Raw genomic sequence first — 20,055 nt, forward strand, 5'->3', positions numbered from 1 at the left:
AGGGCCCCGGTCGTGGACTCGATCTGGCTCGACGGCGTCGAATGGCTGGCCGTGCTGCGCATAGGCCTCGGACTGTGGTGGCTGGAGAGCTGGCGGCACAAGGACAAGAAGGGCTGGTTCGAGCGGGGCACCGGCATCGCCTGGGCCGCCGACGTCGCCGCGAAGCACCGGTGGAACGCCGTGCGCAGCGGCTTCGGCGCGGTCGTCACCCCCCGGCCGAAAGTGATGGCGTACATCGTCGTCTACGCCGAACTGGCCCTGGGTCTCGGGCTCGTGGTGGGCCTGCTGACACCCGTGGCCCTCATCGGCGGGCTGCTCCTGAATCTCCTGTACCTGGTCCTGATGATCCACGACTGGGCCGAGCAGGGACAGAACGCGATGATGGCCCTCATCTCGCTCGTGGCGCTCTTCGCCATGTCCTGGCAGGCCTGGTCTCTCGACGCGGCGATCGGACTCTTCCTGTGACTCTTCCCGCGACCGTACGGTTCGACCTGCCCGAGCCCGACGCCTTCACCCGCCCCTACTGGGACGCGGCCGCCGGCGGGACGCTGCTGCTGCGCCGCTGCCGCGCGTGCGAGCGGGCCCATCACTATCCGCGCGAGTTCTGCCCGCACTGCTGGAGCGAGGACGTGACATGGGAACGGGCGTCCGGGACGGCCGTCCTCTACACGTGGTCCGTCGTCCACCGGAACGACCTGCCCCCCTTCGGCACCCGCACCCCGTACGTCGCAGCCGTCGTCGACCTCGCGGAGGGCCCGCGGATGATGACGGAAATCGTGGACGCGGAGGGCGACGAACTGCGCGCAGGAATGCCCCTGGAGGTCACCTTCCGCCAGGTGGAGGGCTTCTCCGTCCCCGTATTTCGCTCGCGGACATGAGGGGACGGGCGGCACCATGCGGTCATGACAGAGAGCCCCGCTCCCCCGCCCGGCTGGCACCTCACCGCTGACGTCGACGACTTCCTCGCCCGCGCGGGCGACTACCTGCGCGCCGAGCCCGCCCTGCACACGGTCGCCCTGAGCGTCACCGCGAGCCTGCGGGAACGGGGGCCGGCGGTGTACGGGGCGCGGGGGCAGCTCTTCGGGGTGCTGTACGGGCCGGACGGCCGCGTGAGCGGGACGTTCCTGTGGACGAAGCCCTTCAGGCTCAGCATCAGCCCCCTGGACAGGGAGCAGGCCGACGCGCTCGCCGTCGCGCTCCAAGGGCGGGCGCTGACCGGCGTGTTCGGGGTCGACGCGGCCTCGGCCGCCTTCGCCGACGCCTGGCAGGCCCGTACGGGAGCACGGGCCCACCGCGCCGTCGAGCAGCGCCTCTACCGGCTCGGCGACCTCACCCCGCCCCTGCCCGCGCCCGCCGGGCGCCCCCGTGTCGCCACCGCGGGCGACCGGGAGCTGCTGGCCCGGTGGCATGACGCGTTCGCCGCGGACACCCGCGCTCCGGGCGGCGCAGCGGGCTCGCGGGAGTGGGCCGACGAGCGGATCTCGTACGGCGGCGTCACCCTCTGGGAGACCGAGGACGGTGTGCCCGTCTCCATGGCCGGGGTGACCCGCGAGGCCGCCGGAGCGGTCCGGGTCGCGCCCGTCTACACACCGAAGGAGCTGCGCGGACGCGGGTACGCGGGAGCGGTCACCGCGGAGGTCAGCCGCGCCGCGCGGGCCGCGGGCGCGAGCGAGGTGCTCCTTTTCACCGACCTCGCCAACGCGACCAGCAACGGCCTCTACCTGCGCATCGGCTACCGTCCCGTGCGGGACTTCGCCGTCCACACCTTCACCGCCCCCGAGAACGGCTGACAGCTCATGACCGACACCCCTGAGATACGTGGCCACGGACTGCTTCTGCGGGCCTGGCGGGCCGGGGACGAGGGGGACGCCGCCGCCGTGCTGCGCGGCCTCGGCGACCCCGAGTTCCTGCGCTGGAACACCCCGCTCACCCCGGTCGACGACCTCGCCGGCGCCCATGCATACCTGCGCTCACGCGAGGAGGCGCTCAAGAGCGGCGAATCCGTGTCCTGCTGCGTCACCGACGAGAGCACGGGGGAGGTGCTCGGGCACATCGGCATCAACGCGATCATGCCCGAGTTCAGCACCGCCCACGTCGGCTACTGGGTGCTGCCCGAGGCCCGCGGGCGCGGGGTCGCGACGCGTGCGCTGAGCCTCGCTTCGCGGCTGGCGTTCGGCGAACTCGGCCTCCACCGGCTCGAACTGGGGCACGCCCTCGGGCACGAGGTGTCCTGCCGGGTCGCCGAGCGCGGCGGATACCGGTACGAGGGCACGCTGCGGGGGGCGATGTTCGAGGCGGGGCGGCAGGACGCCTTCCGTGACGCGCACCTGCACGCCCGCCTCGCCTCGGACCCCGAGCCGCCGGTGGCGTGAGCCGGCCGCGTCACGGCCAGAGCAGCTCCCGTACCCAGCCCGTCTCCGTGCTGCGGTACCTGAGGCGGATGTGGCGGCGGCGGGTGTCGCCCTGGAAGAACTCCACCTCGCGCGGGGCCAGCGCGTACGCCGTCCACGTGGGGGCGGGGGCCTTCGGGTCGGCTTGAGCACGCTCCCAGGCCGCGACCGACGCCCGCTCCAGCTCCTCCGGTGAGCCCAGGACGTCGCTCTGGTGGCCGACCAGGGCCGCGGCCAGCGCTCCCGTCGAGCGGACGTGCAGGTCGGCCTGGCTCACCTCGGGGGACTCCGTGGTGACATCACCACGAACACGGATCTGGCGGCCCTGCGACGGCCAGTAGAAGCCGAGCGCGGCCCGGGGGTGCGCCGTGAGCTGGCGGCCCTTGGCGCTGCCCGCGTGGGAGGCGAAGTGGAAGCCGTCCTCGTCGGCGCCGTGCAGCATCACCGTACGGACGTCGGGCAGGCCGTCCCCGTCCACCGTCGCCAGCGACATGGTGTGCGGCTCGGTCTGGCCGGCGGCCACCGCCTCGGCGAACCACTCGACGAAGAGCGGCAGCGGGGCGGACGGGGCCGCGGACGGGTCGAACGCGGGCAGTTCGGTGTCCCAGACGCGCAGGGACTTCAGGATCTCTTGCAGTTCGGGCATGCACCGATTCTCGCGGTGAACGCGAGCGCCCCGCCGACCGGTCCGTCCGGAGGGCGGGGCGACGCGTACGACAGGCGAGTCCCGTCGGATGAGTCGCGTCAGATGAGGTCCATCGCCGCGACCTCGTCCGGGCTGCCGTAGCTGACCGGGCCCTGGAAGCGGCGGCGGGCCGTCGCGAACCACCACACCGTCGCGATCACGAGTACGGCGACCAGGGCGATCGGCGCGTAGTTGAACGACGTCGCGTTGATCGGGGACGCCTGCGGCAGCATGAACAGGACGCTGCTCGCCACGATCCAGACCACCGCGATCGCGGCGACGGGCTTGCCCCAGCGGCCCAGGTTCCACGGCCCCTGCTGGAAGTCGTCGTGGCGCAGGCGCAGATAGATCGGGACGGCGTACGCGAGGTAGAGACCCACGACGTTCACGCTCACGATCGCGGTGAACGCCGTGTGCGACCACCAGCCCGGCACCACGAGGACCAGCGAGCAGGCCGCCGCGAGCCACACGGCCTTCACGGGCGTGCGCGTGCGCGACGAGACCGAGTGCCACCAGCGGGAGCCCGGCATGGCGCCGTCACGCGAGAAGGCGAAGATCTGACGGGTGTTGCTCGTCATGTTGGCCAGGCCGCAGAACAGCATCGAGCCGATCACGATCAGCAGCAGGAGCTTCGCCGTCGTCATGCCGAGCGCGTCGATGAGGATCTGCACGGGCGGCGCCGACGCGCTCGCCTCCGCCGCGTAGTCCCCGATCGCGAAGACGAGGGCCAGCATCAGGATCAGGCCGGTGACGGCGGAGTAGCCGATCGCCCGCATGATGCCCTTGGGCGCGTTGACCGTCGCCTGGACCGTCTCCTCCGACATGTGGAAGCTGCCGTCGAAGCCGGTGAACGTCCAGCTGGTCACGAGGAGGCCGAGCAGGGCCGCGTAAATCCCGTTGGAGAAGCCGGTGTTGTTGGTGAACTGCGTGACGACCGACGCCGACTGGTGGTGGTCCGGTACGGCGATCAGCGCGACCACGATGATCACCATGCCGACGAGGAGCCACCACACGGAGATCCGGTTCACCAGTGCCACCAGTTGCACCGTGTACGTGTTGGCGAGCGCCTGGAGCAGCAGGATCACCGCCGTGATCAGGACCGTCTGCTGCGCCGTCGCGTGGTACGACGGCCACTGCATGACGACGAACGCCTGGATGAACGTCGCCGCCGCGTAGCCCGTCGCCGCCGTGCCGCCGACCTGTCCCACGAAATTCAGCCAGCCCGTGTACCAGGACCAGGCACCCTTGTGCCGTTTCGCCAGCTTTCCCGCCGAGAAATAGAGCGCCCCGCTCGTCGGATACGCCGATGCAATTTCGGCCATCGACGCTCCGACGAAAAGCACCATGGCCGCGACGGCTATCCAGCCGAACACGAGGATGCGCGGCCCGCCGGCGTTCATTCCGAACCCGAAGGAGGAGAAGATGCCGGAGATGATGTTGATGATCGTGAAGGAAATCGCGAAATTGTCGAACGCCTTGAAGCGCCGGGTCAGCTTCCGCGGGTAGCCCATCGCGTGCAGCGTCGCGTCGTCGTCGAGCGCGGCGGCGGGCCGCCCGGATCTGGTGGGGGACGTGGGGGGAGTGGGTGCGCTGGTCAGGGGGTCGGACACAACCTCGGCCTTCCGGTGTGGGGGAATTTCCGAAACCTGTGGGGCGGGTGGGGGTCAGGTGCCGTGGGGGACCGGCAGGCCGCACGCGCGCCGCGCCCTGCTGAGCTGTTCCCCGGGGTCACCGAAGACGCTCCACGGCATGCGGGACGCGTACGGGCCCATGGCCGTGAGCACCGCCCGCGCCTCGAAGACGCATTGCGCCATGTGCAGCGCGTGCGCCAGATACGCCAGGTCGAGCACCGGCGTGAAGCGGTAACCGGCCACCTGCGGCAGCCAGTTCCGGTACGCGCCGAGGGCCGTCGCCTTCCACTGCGGCTGGTCCCAGGTGTGCTCGGCGAGGAGGTGCGCCGGGTTGTGGCCCTCGACGAGGGTGACCAGGGGCAGCAGGCGCAGCGGCGACGAGGCCGGGGCGCGCTGGCTCAGATACGCGGCCACGTCCCAGGCCGCGTTCGCGGTGCCGCCGTGCCGGGTGAAGAAGAACGCCAGGAACTGGTGGTGGGCCTCGCGGTGCCAGGGGTCGAGGCGCGTGACGTGCTCGAACTGAGCCCAGGGGCCGCGGGGCTCGGTGAGCAGGCCCTGCGGCGCGCGGTCGCGGGGCCGCTGGAGGCGGGCCATGGAGAGCCGGGCGGCCCACGGGGTGGGGTCTTTGGGCGCGAGGTCCGCGGCCCGGTCGCAGGCGGCGAGCGCTATCCGGCCGAGCGCCCCGATGCGCCGGTCGTGCGACTGGGCGGCGCGCAGGGTCCGGAACACGGCGACGCGCGCCCACAGCAGGGCGGCGTCGGGGCCGGGCTCCTCCTCCAGCCAGCGTTCCGCGAGGTCGGAGTCGGCGGCGACGGAGGCCAGGACGAGGGAGCGGTGGGCGCGCAGTCCGAAGTCGCCGTGCGTCTCCTTGAGGACCGAGTGCGCGCCGAAGTAGCGGCCCGCCTTTAAGTCCGTGCAGGCCCTGGCCAGCTCTCGGTCGTCGGCGGCGGGATGCCAGACGTACTGTCCTTCGAACGAGCCGGCGGTCATGCTCCCCTGCCACTGTTCTGCTTTTCCGTACGGACGACGGGGAGCACCCTACTCAGGATCATGCCCTACGGAAACTGTGTATCCGAAATAACAGGGTCCGGGTTATTTATGACGCGGCGCGCGTCTCACGATCCGATTTCGGGTTCGCGAGCGGTTTATTGAAATTGCAAATTTATTGTGCCGGTTCCCCGTTTCTTATGGACGCGGCCTCCTGGACTAGGCCTCAGGATGTGCCGAGCACCACCGTTCCCGATGAGCAGAACCATCCGCCCGTGCCGGACGCCACCGCGAGCCGCGGCAGCCGCCCGCCCTCCTTGCGCACCTGGCGCTCCCCGGCCTCGCCCCGCAGCTGTCGTACCGCTTCCACCAGCAGGAACAGGCCCCGCATTCCCGGGTGTTGGGCCGACAGGCCACCGCCGTCCGTGTTCGTGGGGAGCCCGCCGTCCCGCAGCAGCCGTCCCTTCTCCACGAACGGTCCGCCCTCGCCCTTCGCGCAGAACCCCAGATCCTCCAGGGTCACCAGCGTCATGTACGTGAAGGCGTCGTAGATCTCCGCGAGGTCGATCTCGTCGGGCGTGACGCCCGCCCGCTCGAAGGCGAGCTTTCCGCTGACGGCCGCCGGGGACACGGTGAAGTCGTCCCACTCGGACATCGTCGTGTGCGACACGTACTCGCCCGAACCGAGCACCCACACCGGGGACTTGGCGCAGTCGGGGAGCAGGTCCTCGGCGACGAGCAGCACGGCGGCGCCGCCGTCCGAGCGTATGCAGCAGTGCAGTTTGGTGAACGGGTCCGCGATCATCGGCCCGTCGAGCACGTCGTCCACGGTGACCGGGTCGCGGAACATGGCCTCCGGGTTCAGCGCGGCGTTCGCCCGCGCCTGCACGGCGACCTCGGCGAGCTGCTCAAGGGTGGTGCCGTACTCGTGCATGTGGCGCCGCGCCGCCATCGCGTACTTGGCGATCAGCGAGTGCCCGTACGGCACCTCGAACTGGAGGGGGCCGCGGGCGCCGAAGCTCAGGTTCGACGTGCGCCGTCCGGCCTTGATGTCGGCGCGGGCCGTCGACCCGTAGACGAGCAGGACCGCGCGGGCATGGCCCTGGGCGATGGCGTCCGCCGCGTGCGCCGCCATCACCTCCCAGGTGGAGCCGCCGACCGAAGTCGAGTCCACCCAGCGGGGTGTGAGCCCCAGATACTCGGCCACCTCGACCGGCGCGAGGATGCCGAGGCCCGCGCTGGCGAACCCGTCGACGACGTCGGGGGTGAGTCCGGCGTCGGCCACGGCGCGGCGGGCGGCCTGGGCGTGCAGGGCATAGGGAGTGGCCTCGTCCACGCGGCCGCAGTCGGAGAGGGCGATGCCGGCGATGGCGACCCGGCGGGAACCGTGAAGTGCGGCAGTCATGAATCTGACGGTACATCAGATCGACTGATCCGCCAGAGGGTCTCTCTGTGTGTACGCCCGCGCACACCTCTGCACTTACGTCTGTGCATACCGCTGTACATACCTCTGCGCATATCTCTGTGCATCCCGTCCCCGCCGCCCTAACATGACGCCCCGTCAGAACAGGGGGTCCGGGGTCGCCGGACCCCGGGGAGGAGCCCGTATGGACGCCGCCTTCACCGCGGAACAGGACGAGATCCGCCGCACCCTGCACGAACTCATGAACAAGCGCTGCGGCCCAGAGGACGTCAAGGCCGCGGTCGGCACCCCCGCCGGCTACGACCCGGCCCTGTGGGCGGCCCTCGGCGGTGAACTGGGCCTGCCCGGCCTGGCCCTCCCCGAGCAATACGGCGGAGTCGGCTGCGGGACCACCGAACTGGCCCTGGCCTGCGAGGAGTCGGGCCGCGCACTGGCCCCCACTCCGCTCCTGGCCACGGCGGCGCTCGCCGCCCCGCTCGTCCTCGCCCTCGGCACCGAGGCCCAGCGCGCCGAACTGCTGCCCCGCATCGCCTCGGGCGCCCTGACCGCCACCCTCGCCGTACCCGGCGAGGGCCTCGCCACCGCGCTGGGCCTGACCGGCGACAATCGCGGCGACTGGTCCGGCGGTGGCCGCGCGGGCGGCGTCCAGGCCAGGCAGGACGACCGCCATGACGGTGGCTGGAGGCTGTACGGGCAGGCCGACCAGGTCCTCGACGGACACAGCGCCGGCCTCCTGATCGTCGCCGCGCACACCGGCGGCTTCGCCCGCTCACGCACCCTGCTCTTCCTCGTGGACGGCGACGCGGAGGGAGTCGTCAGGACCCGCCAGACGTCCCTCGACGAGACACGCCCCCGCGCCCGGGTCGAACTACGGGACGTGGCAGCCGAGTTGCTCGGCTCAGGAGAGGGCGGGGGCGGCGAGGTGGCCGGCGTCCTCTCCGCCATGGGCGACGCGGCCGCGACCGTACTGGCCGCGGAAGCCGTCGGCGCCGCCGAGCGCGCCCTGGAACGGACCGTCGAGCATGTGCGCCAGCGCGAGCAGTTCGGGCGGCCCATCGGCTCCTTCCAGGCGGTCAAGCACCGCCTCGCGGACGTCTACGTCCAGGTGCAGGCGGCGCGCTCCGCGGCGTACTACGCGGCCTGGGCGGCGGGCTCCGGGAGCGGCGAACGGACGGGCGGTCTCGCTCTCGCCCAGGCCCTGGAAGCGCTGCGCACCGCAGCGTCCGAGGCCGTCCAGCTGCACGGCGGCATCGGCTTCACCTGGGAGCATGACGCCCACCTCTACCTCAAGCGCGCGACCGGCGACGAACTCCTCTTCGGCCCCGTCCACCTGCTGCGCGCACGCGCCGCGGAATCCGCCGAGCTCTTCACCCGCCAGGAGGCGACCGCCTGATGGCACCACCCGGAGCAAGACTGCTGCAGAAGGTCTCGTCGACCCGCGCCTTCGCCCGCGTGGCCCCCCACTTCATCCCCGCGATGGACCGCACCGTGCACCGGCTCACCCGGGGAAAGGTGCTGCTCAGCGCCCAGATGCTGCCGGGGGTCATCCTGACCGCGCGCGGCGCGAAGAGCGGACTGCCACGGCGTACGCCACTCGCCTGCATGCCTGAGGGCGAGGCGGGCACCTGGCTGCTGATCGGGTCCAATTTCGGCCGCCCGGGACACCCCGCGTGGACGGCGAACCTGATGGCCCACCCGGACGCCGACATCAACTGGAAGGGCGAGGACATCCCGGTCACCGCGCGGCTGCTCGACTCCGGCGAGCGGGCACAGGCCTGGGCGGCGGTGCTCACGTTCTGGCCGCCGTACGCGAAGTACCAGGCGAGGGTGGAGCGGGAGATCAGGCTCTTCCGGCTGGTGCGCCGATAGGGCGGACCAGCGGCAGGAACTGCAACAGCGGCGGCTCACGTGAGACGCGAACCGCCGCTGCTCGACAGGACCGGGAAACCCGAAGGACCGCTTCGGGGTTACTTCGTCGGCTTCTTGCCGGTGACGCCCAGATGCACCAACAGGGCCAGATTGGGCTTGAGTTCGGCCTGCTTGACGCCCCAGGTCTGGAAGCCCTTCTGATGGGAGGCCACTGCCGCGAGCATCGCGACGAGCGAACCGGCCATCGCGGCGGGGCTCACGTCCTTGTCGACCTTGCCCTTGGCCTGGAGCTCCTTGACCGTATCCGTAAGGGAGTTGTTCACGGAGTTCAGGATCTTCATGCGGATCTTGTAGAAGCGCTTGTCGCCCTCGGCCGCGCCGAGGTCGACGACGCGCAGGATCGCATCGTTCTTTCGCCAGAACTCGAGGAACCCGTCCACGAGTTCCTGCGAGGTCTGCCAGCCGGCCTTGCCGACCCACGAGCGGCCCTCGAGGAGCTGGGTCAACCCGGCGCCCTCCGTGGCCATTTGCTCGGCAATCTCCAGGACGGCACCCTCGACGTCCGGGAAGTACTGGTAGAAGGTCGCCGGTGAGGTGCCTGCCTTCCGGGCCACATCAATGACTTTGACGTCCCGGTAGGGCGAGGAGCTGAGCATCTCGCCGAGGCACTCCAGCAGCTTCTGACGCGTCGCCTGACCACGCCGTCCGGCCACTCGGCCGTCGACGGTACGTACTTGTCCTGTCATGCCGTCAGCTTACCGAGGGGTGATCGGAGCGCGATTCGGCCGACTGCAAATGGGGTTGGGGGCTCCGGCACATGGGTTGATGAGGGGCCGCCCGGGGCTTTTGCGCATGTGGGGGCCGGTGGGATCGCACACGTTATCAACAGCCTGTGGAAAACTCCGTGGATAAAATTGGCCAAGTGTTCGAATTGAACGTGTCGCCGGCCCGCGGACGCGGCACCCTGCCACCCAGGGGACACCCGTCCCCATAGTGACGTACGGCACACCTGCGTACGGCAGGTGAACAGGAAGGACGCAGGCCGATGGAGTTCGCCGAGGGCGCCCCCTGCTGGGCCGACGCCGCGCTCCCCGACGTGGAGTCGGGCAAGCGCTTCTACGGCGACCTCTTCGGCTGGACCTTCGACGAGGGCGCGGGCGCGGAGTACGGCTACTACACGCAGGCCTACAGCGGCGGCAGGAGCGTCGCCGCCCTCGCCCCGGACCGCGACGGCCGCACGCCCACCGGCTGGACCGTCTACTTCAAGGCCCGCGACGCGGAGACGCTCGCCTCCGCCGTGCGGGACGCCGGCGGGCGGCTGCTCGTCGAACCCCTCTCCATCGGCCCCTTCGGCACGATGGCGCTCGCGGCCGACCCCGAAGGCACCGTCTTCGGTCTCTGGCAGCCCGGCACCCACATCGGCTTCGAGGTGCAGGGGGAACCCGGCACGTTCCGCCGGACCGAGCTCCACGCGCGCGACAGGGCGACCGTCGCCCCCTTCTACGCGTCGGTCCTGGGCCACGGCGCCACCGACCTCGGCTCATCCATCGCCACTGGCGACGCCCCCGCCCACTTCCTCGTCCACTTCGCCGTCACCGACTGCGAGGCCACGGCCGACGCCGCCACCCGCCTCGGCGGCCGCGTAGAGGAAGAACCGTTCGACACCGCGTACGGACGCGTGGCCGTCCTCACCGACAACCAGGGCGCCGCCTTCGCCCTCCACCAAGGCTGAACGGGTCCCTCCGCGCCCCTCCCACTCCCTCCCGCTCCTCTTCCTCCCTCGCGGAATCCACCCGTAATGCGGCACCTCTCCCGTGACACCCCGATTTGCCCCCGGGTTCGCAACCGGAGGCCCGTACAGGAAGAATCGGGGTGCGTGCCGCCGTAGCGCTTCGGTGGTGAGACGCTGACCGGGGACTGTGCACAGCGACCCGGTCCCGTACGGGGAGGCAGGCAAGTGGTGGATCAGCTGACGCAGCACGATCCGAGGCGGATCGGCCCGTTCGAGGTCCTGGGACGGCTCGGCGCCGGTGGCATGGGACTCGTCTATCTCGCGCGCTCGGCATCCGGCCGGCGCGTGGCGATCAAGACCGTGCGGACCGAACTCGCCGAGGACCAGCTCTTCCGCGTCCGCTTCACCCGCGAGGTCGAGGCGGCCCGCGCCGTATCCGGCTTCTACACGGCAGCCGTCGTCGACGCCGACCCGCGCGCCGCCGTGCCGTGGCTCGCCACCGCCTACGTCCCCGCGCCTTCCCTCGAAGAAATAGTGAACGAGTGCGGGCCGCTGCCGGCCCAGGCGGTGCGCTGGCTCGCCGCCGGAATCGCCGAGGCCCTCCAGTCCATCCACGGCGCGGGCCTCGTCCACCGCGACCTGAAGCCGTCGAACGTGCTCGTCGTCGAGGACGGCCCCCGCGTCATCGACTTCGGCATCGCGTCCGGCGTCTCCAACACCCGCCTGACCATGACGAACGTCGCCGTCGGCACCCCCGCCTACATGTCGCCCGAGCAGGCCAAGGACTCCCGGAGCGTCACCGGGGCCTCCGACGTCTTCTCCCTCGGCTCCACCCTCGTCTTCGCCGCCACCGGACACGCCCCCTTCCACGGCGCCAACCCCGTCGAGACCGTCTTCATGCTGCTGCGCGAAGGCCCCGACATCGAAGGACTGCCCGCCGAGCTGCGGCCGCTCATCGAGTCCTGCATGAAGATGGAGGCACCGCTGCGGCCCTCGCCCGCGGACCTCCAGGCCCAGCTCGCCCCGCACCTCTTCGGCTCCGGCAGCGACGACAGCGGCACCGCGTCTGCCTGGCTCCCCGAGCGCTCCGTCGCGCTCATCGAGGAACGCAGGGGCGGACGGCCCCCGGTCAAGAGCAGCGGTCCCGGCCGCGGCGGCAGCGGCGGACGGGGCGTGCACGGCGGCTCGCCCGGCCCCATGCCGGCCATGCCTGCCCAGCCCCCCGGCCCGCCCCCGTCCCACGCCCCCGGCACCGGCGGCTGGCGCCCCACGCCCGTACCCCCACCCGTCGCCGCCACCTCGGGCCTCGCACCCGACGCCGGGCCCGTCCGCCTGGCCGGGGCGCAGGTCCCGATCGGCCCCGGCCCGCGCGTCGCCGACGCCCGCGCCGCCGCGGTGAAGGCACCGCCCGCCGACGCGGGCCTCGCCGCGTCCTGGTCCCGCCCCAAACCAGGCGTCAACGGCGCCCCCGATCCCGTGATCCCTGCCCCGGCCCCCGAGGCGGGCGCCGCCTGGCGGCCCTGGCGCTTCCGCATGTCGAACGACGTGTGGGGCACCCCGTCCGTGGCCGGCGACCTCGTCTACGTGACCTCTTTCGAGGTACACGCACTCGACGTGTCCACCGGCCGCCGCCGCTTCAAGACGCGCGACGTCGCCTGGTCCATGGCCGTGGCCGACGGCCGTATCCACGCCTCCGACGGCCCCACCCTCTACGCGCTCGACGCCCGCGAGGGACACGACCTGTGGCGGCTGCAGACCGACGCCTGGGTGTACTCCCTCAAGGCCGACCGCGGCACCGTCGTCACCGGCACCCGCGGCGGCGGCGTACAGGCCTGGGAAGCCGTCAACGGCGACAAGCTGTGGGAGATCACCGGCGCCCAGACCGACTTCGAGTCCCCCGAGGCCGGACCCGTCATCCACGACGGCACCGTCTACGTCTGGAAGGACGCCCGGCTCCGCGCGCTGGAGGCCCGGACCGGCGAGGAGCGCTGGTCGTACCCGATCGGCGACGCGGCCTCCTGCGGCGGCGTCCCCGTCCGCCTCACCCAGGCCTCCGACGGCTACGTCTACGTGGCCGCCGGCACCCGCGTCCTGGCCGTCGACGTCGCGAGCGGCCACGTCCGCTGGCACTTCGAGGCGCCCGCCGTGTTCCTCTGTCCGCCCGCCTTCGCCCCCGGCCCGGCCGTCACCGGCGGCGGTGTCTACCTCGCCGACCACCTCGGCACCGTCTACGCCCTCGACGCCACCGACGGCCGCGACCGCTGGCGCATCGCGACGGAACCCCGCCCCTCGTCCATCGAGCCGGTCCTCGTCTCGCACGGCCACGTCCACGTCGGCAGCGGCCAGGGCCTCTACACCCTCGACGCCGTCACCGGCACGCCCAAGTGGCGCTTCCAGGCGGGCGGCGAGGTCGTCGGCTCACCCGTCGTCGCCGACAACCGCATCCACTTCGGCGCCACCGACCACCTCCTCTACACCCTCAAGGCCGACGACGGCCGTCTCCGCTGGAAGCTCGCCACGGGCGGCGAGATCACCGGCGCACCCGTGGTCAAGGACGGCGTGGTGTACGCGTGCAGCAAGGACCGTTGCGTGTACGCACTGGACGCGGAAAAGGGCACGGGGACGGCCTCGGCACGCTAGGGCCTCTCGTTTGGATCACGCCGGGCTCGCGGGGTCTGGCACCGCACCTCGCGGCGTTGTCGTCGGTCCCCGACTCCCCCAAGCTCTCGGCTGCGCTCGAGCAGGGGGGACCCCCATGACCCCGCTCCCTGATCCGGCCTGATCCAAACGAAAGCCCCTAGGGCTTGTCGGTCGGCCTGTCACCCGGGTGCCGGCCAGGCTGCTCACCCGGCTGCTCGTACGGCTCGGTCGGCCTGTCGCGAGGCTGCTCGTACGGCTGCTCGTACGGCGCCGTCTCGTCGTGCCGCCGCTCCTCCTCGTACCGCTCGTCCTCGTAAGGGGGCTCCTCGTAAGGGGGATCCGGATACGGGGGCTGCTCGGCGTACGGCTGCATCGGGCCCTCCAGCGTGTGCTGGGGACCGTCGAGCGTGGGTGCCGGCGGCGGGACGGGGTCGGTGAAGTGCGTGGGCTCCGGGCCGGTGTCACCGGCGTACCCCTGGTCCGCGTCCTCGGGGAGCCGCTTCTGCCGCCCGCTCATCACGGCCGCGCCGAGCAGCAGCAGTACACCGCCGACGGCGGCGCCGGCCACCCCCAGACCGAGCCCGGAGCCGTCACCGGCCACCACCATCTGCCCCTCCGCCTGCCCCACCCGCACTATCCACAGCACGGTGAACGCGAGCACCACCACGCCCGCGAACGCGACGAGCAGCCGCGACCGCAGCACGACACCGATCAGCGTCGCGGCGGCGGCCACCACGAACGGCAGGAAGAGGGAACCGAACAACTCCGCACGCGCGTCCGTCACTCCGGCACCCGTGAACAGGTCACCGAGGCGGTAGTAGCGCCCGTGACGGCCGTCGTACCACGCACGGAAGGGGCTGGAAACGGCGGCCGTCGCTCCGAGGAGAGCGAGGATCGCCCCAAGGACGTTGCGGACCATGCGCAGCCTCCTGAGTGCGGCCAGGTTCGGCTCTCGGTCCCGACGCTACGCCGGGAGCACACCCCTCGCCACGCGGCGCTGCTACGGTGTCGGGTCGCCAAAAGGAACGCACGGATCACCATATTTTCGGGGGAGCAGAAGGATGTTGCGACGAGGACTGAAGCTCACGGCAGTGGCGGCCGTGGTCGTACTCGCACTGACCGGATTCTCGACGGGCCGCGGGCACGGTTCGGGCAAGAGCAGGGGGCACAGCAGCAGCAGTAGCAGCGGAGGCGGCTGCTCCAGCTCGAAGCAGAACCACGGCGGCGGCTACAACGGTTCACACCACAGCGACTACGACGATGACGACTACGACGACGACTCGTACGGGTCGTCGGGCGGGAGCGACACCACGCCGACCCCGACGTCCACGGCCGCCAACACCGGTGACGCCACGTTCGTGATCGTGGACTGCGCCGGACCCGACCGCAGGGCCGGCAAGCGGAGCCGCGCCTCGAGGAAGGCCGACTCGACAGTGAGCGTGCGCGTCACCTCCCTTAAGGCGAGCACGTACGACTTCGGCATCTCGGTCGAGCTCCTGGACGCCCGCGGCAACCTCGTCGAGAACGTCGACGAGAGCGTGACCCTCGACGCGGGCGAGACCAAGACCGTCACGCTCAGGATGACGGTTCCGAGCAAGGCGTCGAAGGTGAGCAAGTGCGCTAACCCGTGGGCGACCACGGTCTGACCTCGTTGGTCACCCGCTCACTTGCTCACCGCACCCGGAAGTCGCCCGAGCGCCTTGTGGCGAACAGCTCCGCCTGCCGCTCCGGAGGCAGATTTCCCAGGGCGATCAGCTGCGGCGCGTGCGCGAGGGCCTGCGTGCGCGCCGCCTCCTTGGCCGCCCACACCGCCCGCACCGTGCCCTGCACGGCCTCGGTCGGATACGACGCGATCGTCTCGGCGCAGCGTACCGATGCCGCCAACGCACCGCCGGGCTCGGTGAGTTCGGACACGAGCCCGGTCTCGTGAGCACGCCGGGCCGAGATCCGCTCGGCGGTCCCCATGAGCGCCATCCGAGCCACCTCGCCGAACGGCATGCGCTGGGCGAGGTGGATGGTCTCGTAGGCGCTGACCATGCCGTAGGTCGTATGCGGGTCGAAGAAGGTGGCGCTCTCGTCGGCCACGACGAACTCGCTCTGGCCGATGAGATAGAACGCCCCGCCGCACGCCATGCCATTGACGGCGGCGACGACGGGCTTCCACAGGTCATTGGCCTTCGGCCCGACCGCGACGAGCGGATCGTCGATGCTGTACGGGGACTGCGGCTGCGGCACATCGGCGTCGCGGTCGATCCCTGTACAGAAGGCCCGCTCACCGGCGCCGGTGACGACGACGGCGCGCACGGAGTCGTCGAACCTGAACCCCCGCCACACAGCGGCGAGTTCATCGGCGGTCGCCAGGTCGATCGCGTTGTGACGCTCGGGCCGGTCGAGGGTGACGACCGCGACCCCGCTCTCCTTGTCGGTCTCGACGCGCACGCTCACGGCCGCTCCAGAACCCAGCGCGGCATCGTCACACCGTCGACGTCGGTGAAGACGACCTGCACCTTGGCGCCGATGCGCAGCCGCGCGGGGTCGACGGAGTTCAGGGCCGCGTCGGCGGAGGCCACCAGATTCCCGACGAGCCGGATCCGCGGGGCGTCGGCCAGCTCGACGATGATCGCGTTGTACGGGGCGACGGCGGCGTACGCGGGCAGCAGCGGCGGATGCGGAACGACGTAGGACCAGATCCGCCCGCGCCCGCTCATGAGCCGCCACTCACTCTCGAACGACCCGCAGTGCGGGCAGCACGGACGAGGCGGAAACCGCAGCTCACCGCAGGTGGGGGAGGCGCAGGACTGGATGCGGAGCTGGGATTGGGCGGCGTAGTGCCAGAAGGGTGCACCGTCGTCATCGATGACAGGTGACAGATAACAGATTTCAGATTCTGTCATTGGTCAATCCAACTTCCCTTTTTGTCAGTTGTCAGTCCGACTCCGTGAGGGGAGGGGCGGTCAGGGCTCCCGCCCCTCCACCGCCCGCCTCTCCACCGCCCGCTCCTCACGCCCCCCGCAGCAGCAATGCCGACGTAGGTACCCCCTCGCCCGCCGTCACCAGGCATGTCCCCGCGCCCGGTACCTGTGCCGTGCTGATGCCGCGTAGCTGTTTCACGCCTTCGTTGATCAGGTTGAAGCCGTGGACGTACGCCTCGCTGAGGCCGCCGCCGCCCGTGTTCAGCGGCAGGCGTCCGCCGATCTCCAGCGCCCCGCCCTCCGTGAACGCCCCGCCCTCGCCCCGCCCGCAGAACCCGTACCCCTCCAGGGACAGCGGGATCAGTGGCGTGAACGCGTCGTAGATCTGGGCGACGTCCACGTCCTCCGGCCCGAAGTCGGCCTGCTTCCACAGGTGTCGGGCGGCGGTCCAGGCCGGACCCGTCAGTGGATCGTCGTTCCAGTAGTTGACCATCCCGTGGTGCTGGGACGGCAGCCCCTGCGCGACCGAGTGCACGTACACCGGCTTCTGGCGGCAGTCGCGCGCCCGCTCGGCGGAGACGATGACGCACGCCAACGCGCCGTCCGTCTCGAGGCAGTTGTCGAAGAGGCAGAGAGGCTCGCTGATCATGCGGGCCGTCATATACATGTCGCGCGTCAGTGGCCGCTCGTACATCATCGCGGCCGGGTTCTGGTTGGCGCGGTTGCGGCAGGCGAGCGCGACGTTGAAGAGGTGGTCCCTGGTCGCCCCGTACTCGTGCATGTAGCGCCGCGCGAGCATCGCTATCTCGTCGGCGGGGCGCAGCAGCCCGTACGGGCGGGTCCACTGCGCCGGCGTCGGCAGCTGGACCGCCGTGTTCTTCCACGGGCGCGGCCCCGACCCCCGCTTGCGCGAGCGCCAGGCGACCCCGACACTCGCCTGCCCCGTGGCGACGGCGGCGGCCAGGTGCGCGACGGTCGCGCACGATCCGCCGCCCCCGAATCCGACCTTGCTGAAGAAGGTCACGTCCCCCGCACCGACGGCCTTGGCGACCTCGACCTCGTCGGTCTCCTCCATCGTGTACGAGGCGAAGGCGTCGACCTCGGACGGCGCGATCCCGGCATCGTCGAGCGCGGCGAGAATCGCCCGGCACGCCAACGTCTTCTCGCTCTCCGGGAGTTGTTTGCCGAAGGGCGTCTGCCCGATCCCCACTATGGCCGTCGCGTCCTTGAGCCCCGCCATCGCAAGCCACCTCCGCGCGTCGTGATGCCACCACGATCGTCCCGTCTGCTGACAGCGCGTCAGGCTACCGTTAATCTGACGGATAGTCAGCTACGGGTCGGCTACGGGTGTGGAGGTCGTGCGATGCGCGGGGACCTGGAGTGGGGCACCGTTCCCCAACTGGTGCGTGCGGCAGCCGAACGGTACGGGGAGCGTGAGGCCGTCGTCGAGGGCCGTACACGCATCTCGTACGCGGAACTCGGCGACCGCGTCGAACGAGCCGCCGCCGCGTGCATCGCGAGCGGCGTCGAACCCGGCGACCGGGTCGCGGTCTGGGCGCCCAACACCCTCGACTGGATCGTCTCCGCCCTGGGTGCGGTGACCGCGGGCGCCGTCCTCGTCCCCCTCAACACGCGCTTCAAAGGCGCGGAGGCGGCCTACATCCTGGCCCGCTCCCGCGCGAAGCTCCTGTTCGTGACGGGCACGTTCCTCGGCACGTCGTACGTGGCGTCCCTGCGCCGGGCGAACGCCGAACTCCCGTCTCTGGAACAGGTGGTGGTCCTCGCCGACACGGCCCCCGACACCTCGCCCGCCGAAGAGGACCCACGCGTGTGGCGGACCTGGAAGGACTTCCTGGCGGGCGGCGAGGGAATCGCAGGCGAGACGGTCCGGTCCCGCGCGGCGGCGATCGCCCCTTCCTCGCCCTCCGACATCATCTTCACCTCGGGCACCACGGGCCGCCCCAAGGGCGCGGTGATCACCCACGCCCAGACCCTGCGCGGCTATGCGATCTGGTCCGATCTGGCCGGCCTCCGCGAAGGCGACCGCTACCTCATCGTGAACCCGTTCTTCCACACCTTCGGCTACAAGGCGGGCATCATCGCCTGCCTGATGCGCGGCGCGACGATGGTCCCGCAGCCCGTCTTCAACGTGGACACGGTCCTCGCCAACATCGCCGCCGAGCGCATCTCCGTACTCCCCGGCCCGCCCACGCTCCACCAGTCACTCCTGGACCACCCGAACCGCACCTCCCACGACCTGTCGGCGCTACGACTCGTGGTGACGGGCGCGGCGGTGGTCCCCCTCCAACTCGTCGAGCGCCTCCGCTCCGAACTCCACATCGACACCGTCCTCACCGCATACGGCCTCTCCGAGGCGAGCGGCATCGTGACGATGTGCCGCCGCGGCGACGAGGCGTCGGTGATCGCGTCGACGTCCGGCCGGGCGATACCCGACACGGAGGTACGCGTCGACTCGCCCGGCCCCGGCGAACCCGGCGAGGTCCTGGTCCGCGGCTTCAACGTCATGAGCGGCTACTTCGAGGACGAGGTCTCGACGCGCGAGGCGTTCACGGAGGACGGCTGGCTGCGGACGGGCGACGTGGGCGTGCTGTCCGACTCCGGAAATCTTCGTATCACCGACCGCATCAAGGACATGTTCATCGTCGGCGGCTTCAACGCGTACCCGGCCGAGATAGAACAGCTCCTCGGCCTCCACCCGCACGTGGCCGACGTCGCCGTGATCGGCGTCCCGGACGGCCGGCTCGGGGAGGTCGGCAAGGCGTACGTCGTACGGCGCCCGGGTTCCGTCCTCACGGCCGACGACCTGATCGCCTGGTCCCGCCGCGAGATGGCGAACTACAAAGTGCCGCGAGCGGTGGAATTCCTGCCCGAACTCCCGCGCAACGCGAGCGGGAAGGTGGTGAAGGGGGAGTTGCGGGGCCGGTGAGGTCGTGTGCTGCTGCCGCCGCTCGCTCCGGCGGGCGGCAGCAGAGTCCCGGTGATGGAGAACTGGCGCATCCTGCGCTGGGCAGCGAACAACAAGGCAGACCCGGGTAACGCCGCCTGAGTCTTCGGCCCCTGAGCGGCACGGCCGGCTACCGCGCGCTGTCCGGTGTCCAGCGAAGCGTCATGTCGGGCAGGTTCTCCATATTGCGATCACCATCGCTGGTGTCGAGGACGGTGAAACCGTGGCGCTCGTAGAAGGCGCGGGCATCGGTGTTCTGCTGAAAGACGTGCAGGGACACCCCCTCAGGACTGTGCCGCCTCACCTCATCGAGCAGTAGCGTGCCGATTCCCTGCCGACGGACGTCCGGACGCAGATAGAGGTCTTCGAGCACGTCACCGTCAAGAGCCGCATAGCCGGCGATCTCCGCGTCACGCACCGCGACCCAGGTACGACATTGCTTGAGCAGGATGTCCCGGACCCATCGGGTCACCTGCTCGTGATTCCGCTTCTGCGGGGGCAGATAGGGCATGGTCGCCGACCGAGAGGTCATGTGGATGCGGGCGATCACGCCTGCATCCGCCTCCGCCGCGCATCGGATACGAGTCTTGCCGTCATCGCTCACGTCGGGAACCTACAAGGCCGGCCAAGACTCGATCCACCGGTTAACCCGCTGAAGCGGGACGTCAGTGAGCCGTTGCGGCCATCTGCCCCGGACGCGCAGCCCGACGCATCGCCTGCCGCGCACCGGCACCTTGATGGGTCAGAGGGGACAGCGGGGGCGGGCGGGTATTGGCGGATATGGGTCAGGGAGGGGGCGCTGTGGCAAGGGCTGGGTGGCC

At 71.0% G+C, this 20,055-nt stretch carries 20 protein-coding genes; 10 read left to right on the top strand and 10 right to left on the bottom strand.

Features of this window, described 5'->3' with window-relative positions; all coding sequences use genetic code 11:
• The first annotated feature begins 12 nt into the window (after window positions 1-12).
• Genes OG698_RS26460 through OG698_RS26475 form a run of 4 tightly spaced genes read left to right on the top strand, consistent with a single transcriptional unit; the run spans window position 13 to window position 2,372 of the window.
• Entirely contained in the window at window positions 13-465 is a 453-nt protein-coding gene (locus OG698_RS26460) for a DoxX family protein (protein ID WP_116512441.1), read from the top strand.
• Window positions 462-878: a Zn-ribbon domain-containing OB-fold protein gene (locus tag OG698_RS26465; protein WP_406105859.1), complete on the top strand. Its 417-nt coding sequence runs from the start codon at window positions 462-464 to the stop codon at window positions 876-878. Before OG698_RS26460 ends, OG698_RS26465 begins: the two co-directional genes overlap by 4 nt.
• A 24-nt stretch (window positions 879-902) precedes the next feature.
• On the top strand, window positions 903-1,790 hold the full coding sequence (locus OG698_RS26470; RefSeq protein WP_406105861.1) for a GNAT family N-acetyltransferase: 888 nt from the start codon (window positions 903-905) through the stop codon (window positions 1,788-1,790).
• A 6-nt stretch (window positions 1,791-1,796) separates the two neighbouring features.
• Complete coding sequence (locus OG698_RS26475) at window positions 1,797-2,372, top strand: GNAT family N-acetyltransferase (protein ID WP_406105862.1); 576 nt, start codon at window positions 1,797-1,799, stop codon at window positions 2,370-2,372.
• A 10-nt stretch (window positions 2,373-2,382) separates the two neighbouring features.
• Here OG698_RS26475 and OG698_RS26480 read toward each other — a convergent pair whose 3' ends face one another.
• The 4 genes from OG698_RS26480 to OG698_RS26495 all read right to left on the bottom strand — a co-directional run bounded on the left by OG698_RS26480 (window position 2,383) and on the right by OG698_RS26495 (window position 7,098).
• Window positions 2,383-3,036, bottom strand: coding sequence for a pyridoxal 5'-phosphate synthase (locus OG698_RS26480; protein WP_406105863.1), 654 nt, complete (start codon window positions 3,034-3,036; stop codon window positions 2,383-2,385).
• Window positions 3,037-3,134: 98 nt separating this feature from the next.
• Window positions 3,135-4,586 carry an amino acid permease gene (locus tag OG698_RS26485; protein WP_399975256.1) on the bottom strand — a complete coding sequence of 484 codons (1,452 nt, stop codon included), beginning with the start codon at window positions 4,584-4,586 and terminating at the stop codon, window positions 3,135-3,137.
• 153 nt (window positions 4,587-4,739) lie between these two features.
• Entirely contained in the window at window positions 4,740-5,696 is a 957-nt protein-coding gene (locus tag OG698_RS26490) for a hypothetical protein (RefSeq protein ID WP_329572827.1), read from the bottom strand.
• A gap of 223 nt (window positions 5,697-5,919) precedes the next feature.
• Complete coding sequence (locus OG698_RS26495) at window positions 5,920-7,098, bottom strand: thiolase C-terminal domain-containing protein (protein ID WP_406105865.1); 1,179 nt, start codon at window positions 7,096-7,098, stop codon at window positions 5,920-5,922.
• 202 nt (window positions 7,099-7,300) lie between these two features.
• On the opposite strand from OG698_RS26495, the gene OG698_RS26500 reads away from it, so the two are divergent.
• Together OG698_RS26500 and OG698_RS26505 are read left to right on the top strand one after the other, a co-directional pair.
• Window positions 7,301-8,509 (top strand): acyl-CoA dehydrogenase family protein, encoded by a 1,209-nt coding sequence (locus OG698_RS26500; protein WP_406105867.1) that lies wholly within the window; start codon window positions 7,301-7,303, stop codon window positions 8,507-8,509.
• Window positions 8,509-8,985, top strand: coding sequence for a nitroreductase family deazaflavin-dependent oxidoreductase (locus tag OG698_RS26505; protein ID WP_399975167.1), 477 nt, complete (start codon window positions 8,509-8,511; stop codon window positions 8,983-8,985). The genes OG698_RS26500 and OG698_RS26505 overlap by 1 nt, the downstream gene beginning before the upstream one ends.
• A 98-nt stretch (window positions 8,986-9,083) precedes the next feature.
• Here OG698_RS26505 and OG698_RS26510 read toward each other — a convergent pair whose 3' ends face one another.
• Complete coding sequence (locus tag OG698_RS26510) at window positions 9,084-9,731, bottom strand: TetR family transcriptional regulator (RefSeq protein WP_100596046.1); 648 nt, start codon at window positions 9,729-9,731, stop codon at window positions 9,084-9,086.
• Between the two features lie 299 nt (window positions 9,732-10,030).
• On the opposite strand from OG698_RS26510, the gene OG698_RS26515 reads away from it, so the two are divergent.
• Window positions 10,031-10,717: a VOC family protein gene (locus tag OG698_RS26515; protein ID WP_406105869.1), complete on the top strand. Its 687-nt coding sequence runs from the start codon at window positions 10,031-10,033 to the stop codon at window positions 10,715-10,717.
• A 225-nt stretch (window positions 10,718-10,942) separates the two neighbouring features.
• Window positions 10,943-13,357, top strand: a complete 2,415-nt coding sequence (locus OG698_RS26520; RefSeq protein ID WP_406105871.1) for a PQQ-binding-like beta-propeller repeat protein — start codon at window positions 10,943-10,945, stop codon at window positions 13,355-13,357.
• 157 nt (window positions 13,358-13,514) lie between these two features.
• On the opposite strand, the gene OG698_RS26525 is transcribed toward OG698_RS26520, so the two are convergent.
• On the bottom strand, window positions 13,515-14,276 hold the full coding sequence (locus OG698_RS26525) for a hypothetical protein (RefSeq protein WP_406105873.1): 762 nt from the start codon (window positions 14,274-14,276) through the stop codon (window positions 13,515-13,517).
• A 142-nt stretch (window positions 14,277-14,418) separates the two neighbouring features.
• Between OG698_RS26525 and OG698_RS26530 the strand changes: the two genes are divergently transcribed.
• On the top strand, window positions 14,419-15,003 hold the full coding sequence (locus OG698_RS26530) for a hypothetical protein (protein ID WP_406105874.1): 585 nt from the start codon (window positions 14,419-14,421) through the stop codon (window positions 15,001-15,003).
• Window positions 15,004-15,028: 25 nt separating this feature from the next.
• On the opposite strand, the gene OG698_RS26535 is transcribed toward OG698_RS26530, so the two are convergent.
• The 3 genes from OG698_RS26535 to OG698_RS26545 form a co-directional block, all read right to left on the bottom strand.
• The gene (locus tag OG698_RS26535) at window positions 15,029-15,802 is read right to left on the bottom strand and encodes an enoyl-CoA hydratase/isomerase family protein (protein WP_406105875.1); all 774 of its coding nucleotides are present in this window, start codon (window positions 15,800-15,802) and stop codon (window positions 15,029-15,031) included.
• On the bottom strand, window positions 15,799-16,251 hold the full coding sequence (locus OG698_RS26540; protein WP_329572845.1) for an OB-fold domain-containing protein: 453 nt from the start codon (window positions 16,249-16,251) through the stop codon (window positions 15,799-15,801). Before OG698_RS26540 ends, OG698_RS26535 begins: the two co-directional genes overlap by 4 nt.
• A gap of 106 nt (window positions 16,252-16,357) precedes the next feature.
• Window positions 16,358-17,509, bottom strand: a complete 1,152-nt coding sequence (locus tag OG698_RS26545; RefSeq protein ID WP_399975184.1) for a lipid-transfer protein — start codon at window positions 17,507-17,509, stop codon at window positions 16,358-16,360.
• Between the two features lie 123 nt (window positions 17,510-17,632).
• On the opposite strand from OG698_RS26545, the gene OG698_RS26550 reads away from it, so the two are divergent.
• Window positions 17,633-19,216, top strand: a complete 1,584-nt coding sequence (locus OG698_RS26550) for a FadD3 family acyl-CoA ligase (protein ID WP_406105877.1) — start codon at window positions 17,633-17,635, stop codon at window positions 19,214-19,216.
• 148 nt (window positions 19,217-19,364) lie between these two features.
• Here the strand turns inward: OG698_RS26550 and OG698_RS26555 are convergent, their stop codons facing one another.
• Window positions 19,365-19,838 (bottom strand): GNAT family N-acetyltransferase, encoded by a 474-nt coding sequence (locus OG698_RS26555; protein ID WP_406105878.1) that lies wholly within the window; start codon window positions 19,836-19,838, stop codon window positions 19,365-19,367.
• Window positions 19,839-20,055 lie beyond the last annotated feature (217 nt).

The organism is Streptomyces sp. NBC_01003 (genome assembly GCF_045162695.1).
In the GTDB taxonomy this organism is placed as follows: domain Bacteria; phylum Actinomycetota; class Actinomycetes; order Streptomycetales; family Streptomycetaceae; genus Streptomyces.

Coding starts and splice junctions, on each gene's coding strand:
- OG698_RS26470 (WP_406105861.1), top strand. CDS start 903: ATGACAGAGAGCCCCGCTCCCCCGCCCGGCTGGCACCTCACCGCTGAC.
- OG698_RS26475 (WP_406105862.1), top strand. CDS start 1,797: ATGACCGACACCCCTGAGATACGTGGCCACGGACTGCTTCTGCGGGCC.
- OG698_RS26480 (WP_406105863.1), bottom strand. CDS start 3,036: ATGCCCGAACTGCAAGAGATCCTGAAGTCCCTGCGCGTCTGGGACACC.
- OG698_RS26485 (WP_399975256.1), bottom strand. CDS start 4,586: ATGGGCTACCCGCGGAAGCTGACCCGGCGCTTCAAGGCGTTCGACAAT.
- OG698_RS26490 (WP_329572827.1), bottom strand. CDS start 5,696: ATGACCGCCGGCTCGTTCGAAGGACAGTACGTCTGGCATCCCGCCGCC.
- OG698_RS26495 (WP_406105865.1), bottom strand. CDS start 7,098: ATGACTGCCGCACTTCACGGTTCCCGCCGGGTCGCCATCGCCGGCATC.
- OG698_RS26500 (WP_406105867.1), top strand. CDS start 7,301: ATGGACGCCGCCTTCACCGCGGAACAGGACGAGATCCGCCGCACCCTG.
- OG698_RS26505 (WP_399975167.1), top strand. CDS start 8,509: ATGGCACCACCCGGAGCAAGACTGCTGCAGAAGGTCTCGTCGACCCGC.
- OG698_RS26510 (WP_100596046.1), bottom strand. CDS start 9,731: ATGACAGGACAAGTACGTACCGTCGACGGCCGAGTGGCCGGACGGCGT.
- OG698_RS26515 (WP_406105869.1), top strand. CDS start 10,031: ATGGAGTTCGCCGAGGGCGCCCCCTGCTGGGCCGACGCCGCGCTCCCC.
- OG698_RS26525 (WP_406105873.1), bottom strand. CDS start 14,276: ATGGTCCGCAACGTCCTTGGGGCGATCCTCGCTCTCCTCGGAGCGACG.
- OG698_RS26530 (WP_406105874.1), top strand. CDS start 14,419: ATGTTGCGACGAGGACTGAAGCTCACGGCAGTGGCGGCCGTGGTCGTA.
- OG698_RS26540 (WP_329572845.1), bottom strand. CDS start 16,251: ATGACAGAATCTGAAATCTGTTATCTGTCACCTGTCATCGATGACGAC.
- OG698_RS26545 (WP_399975184.1), bottom strand. CDS start 17,509: ATGGCGGGGCTCAAGGACGCGACGGCCATAGTGGGGATCGGGCAGACG.
- OG698_RS26550 (WP_406105877.1), top strand. CDS start 17,633: ATGCGCGGGGACCTGGAGTGGGGCACCGTTCCCCAACTGGTGCGTGCG.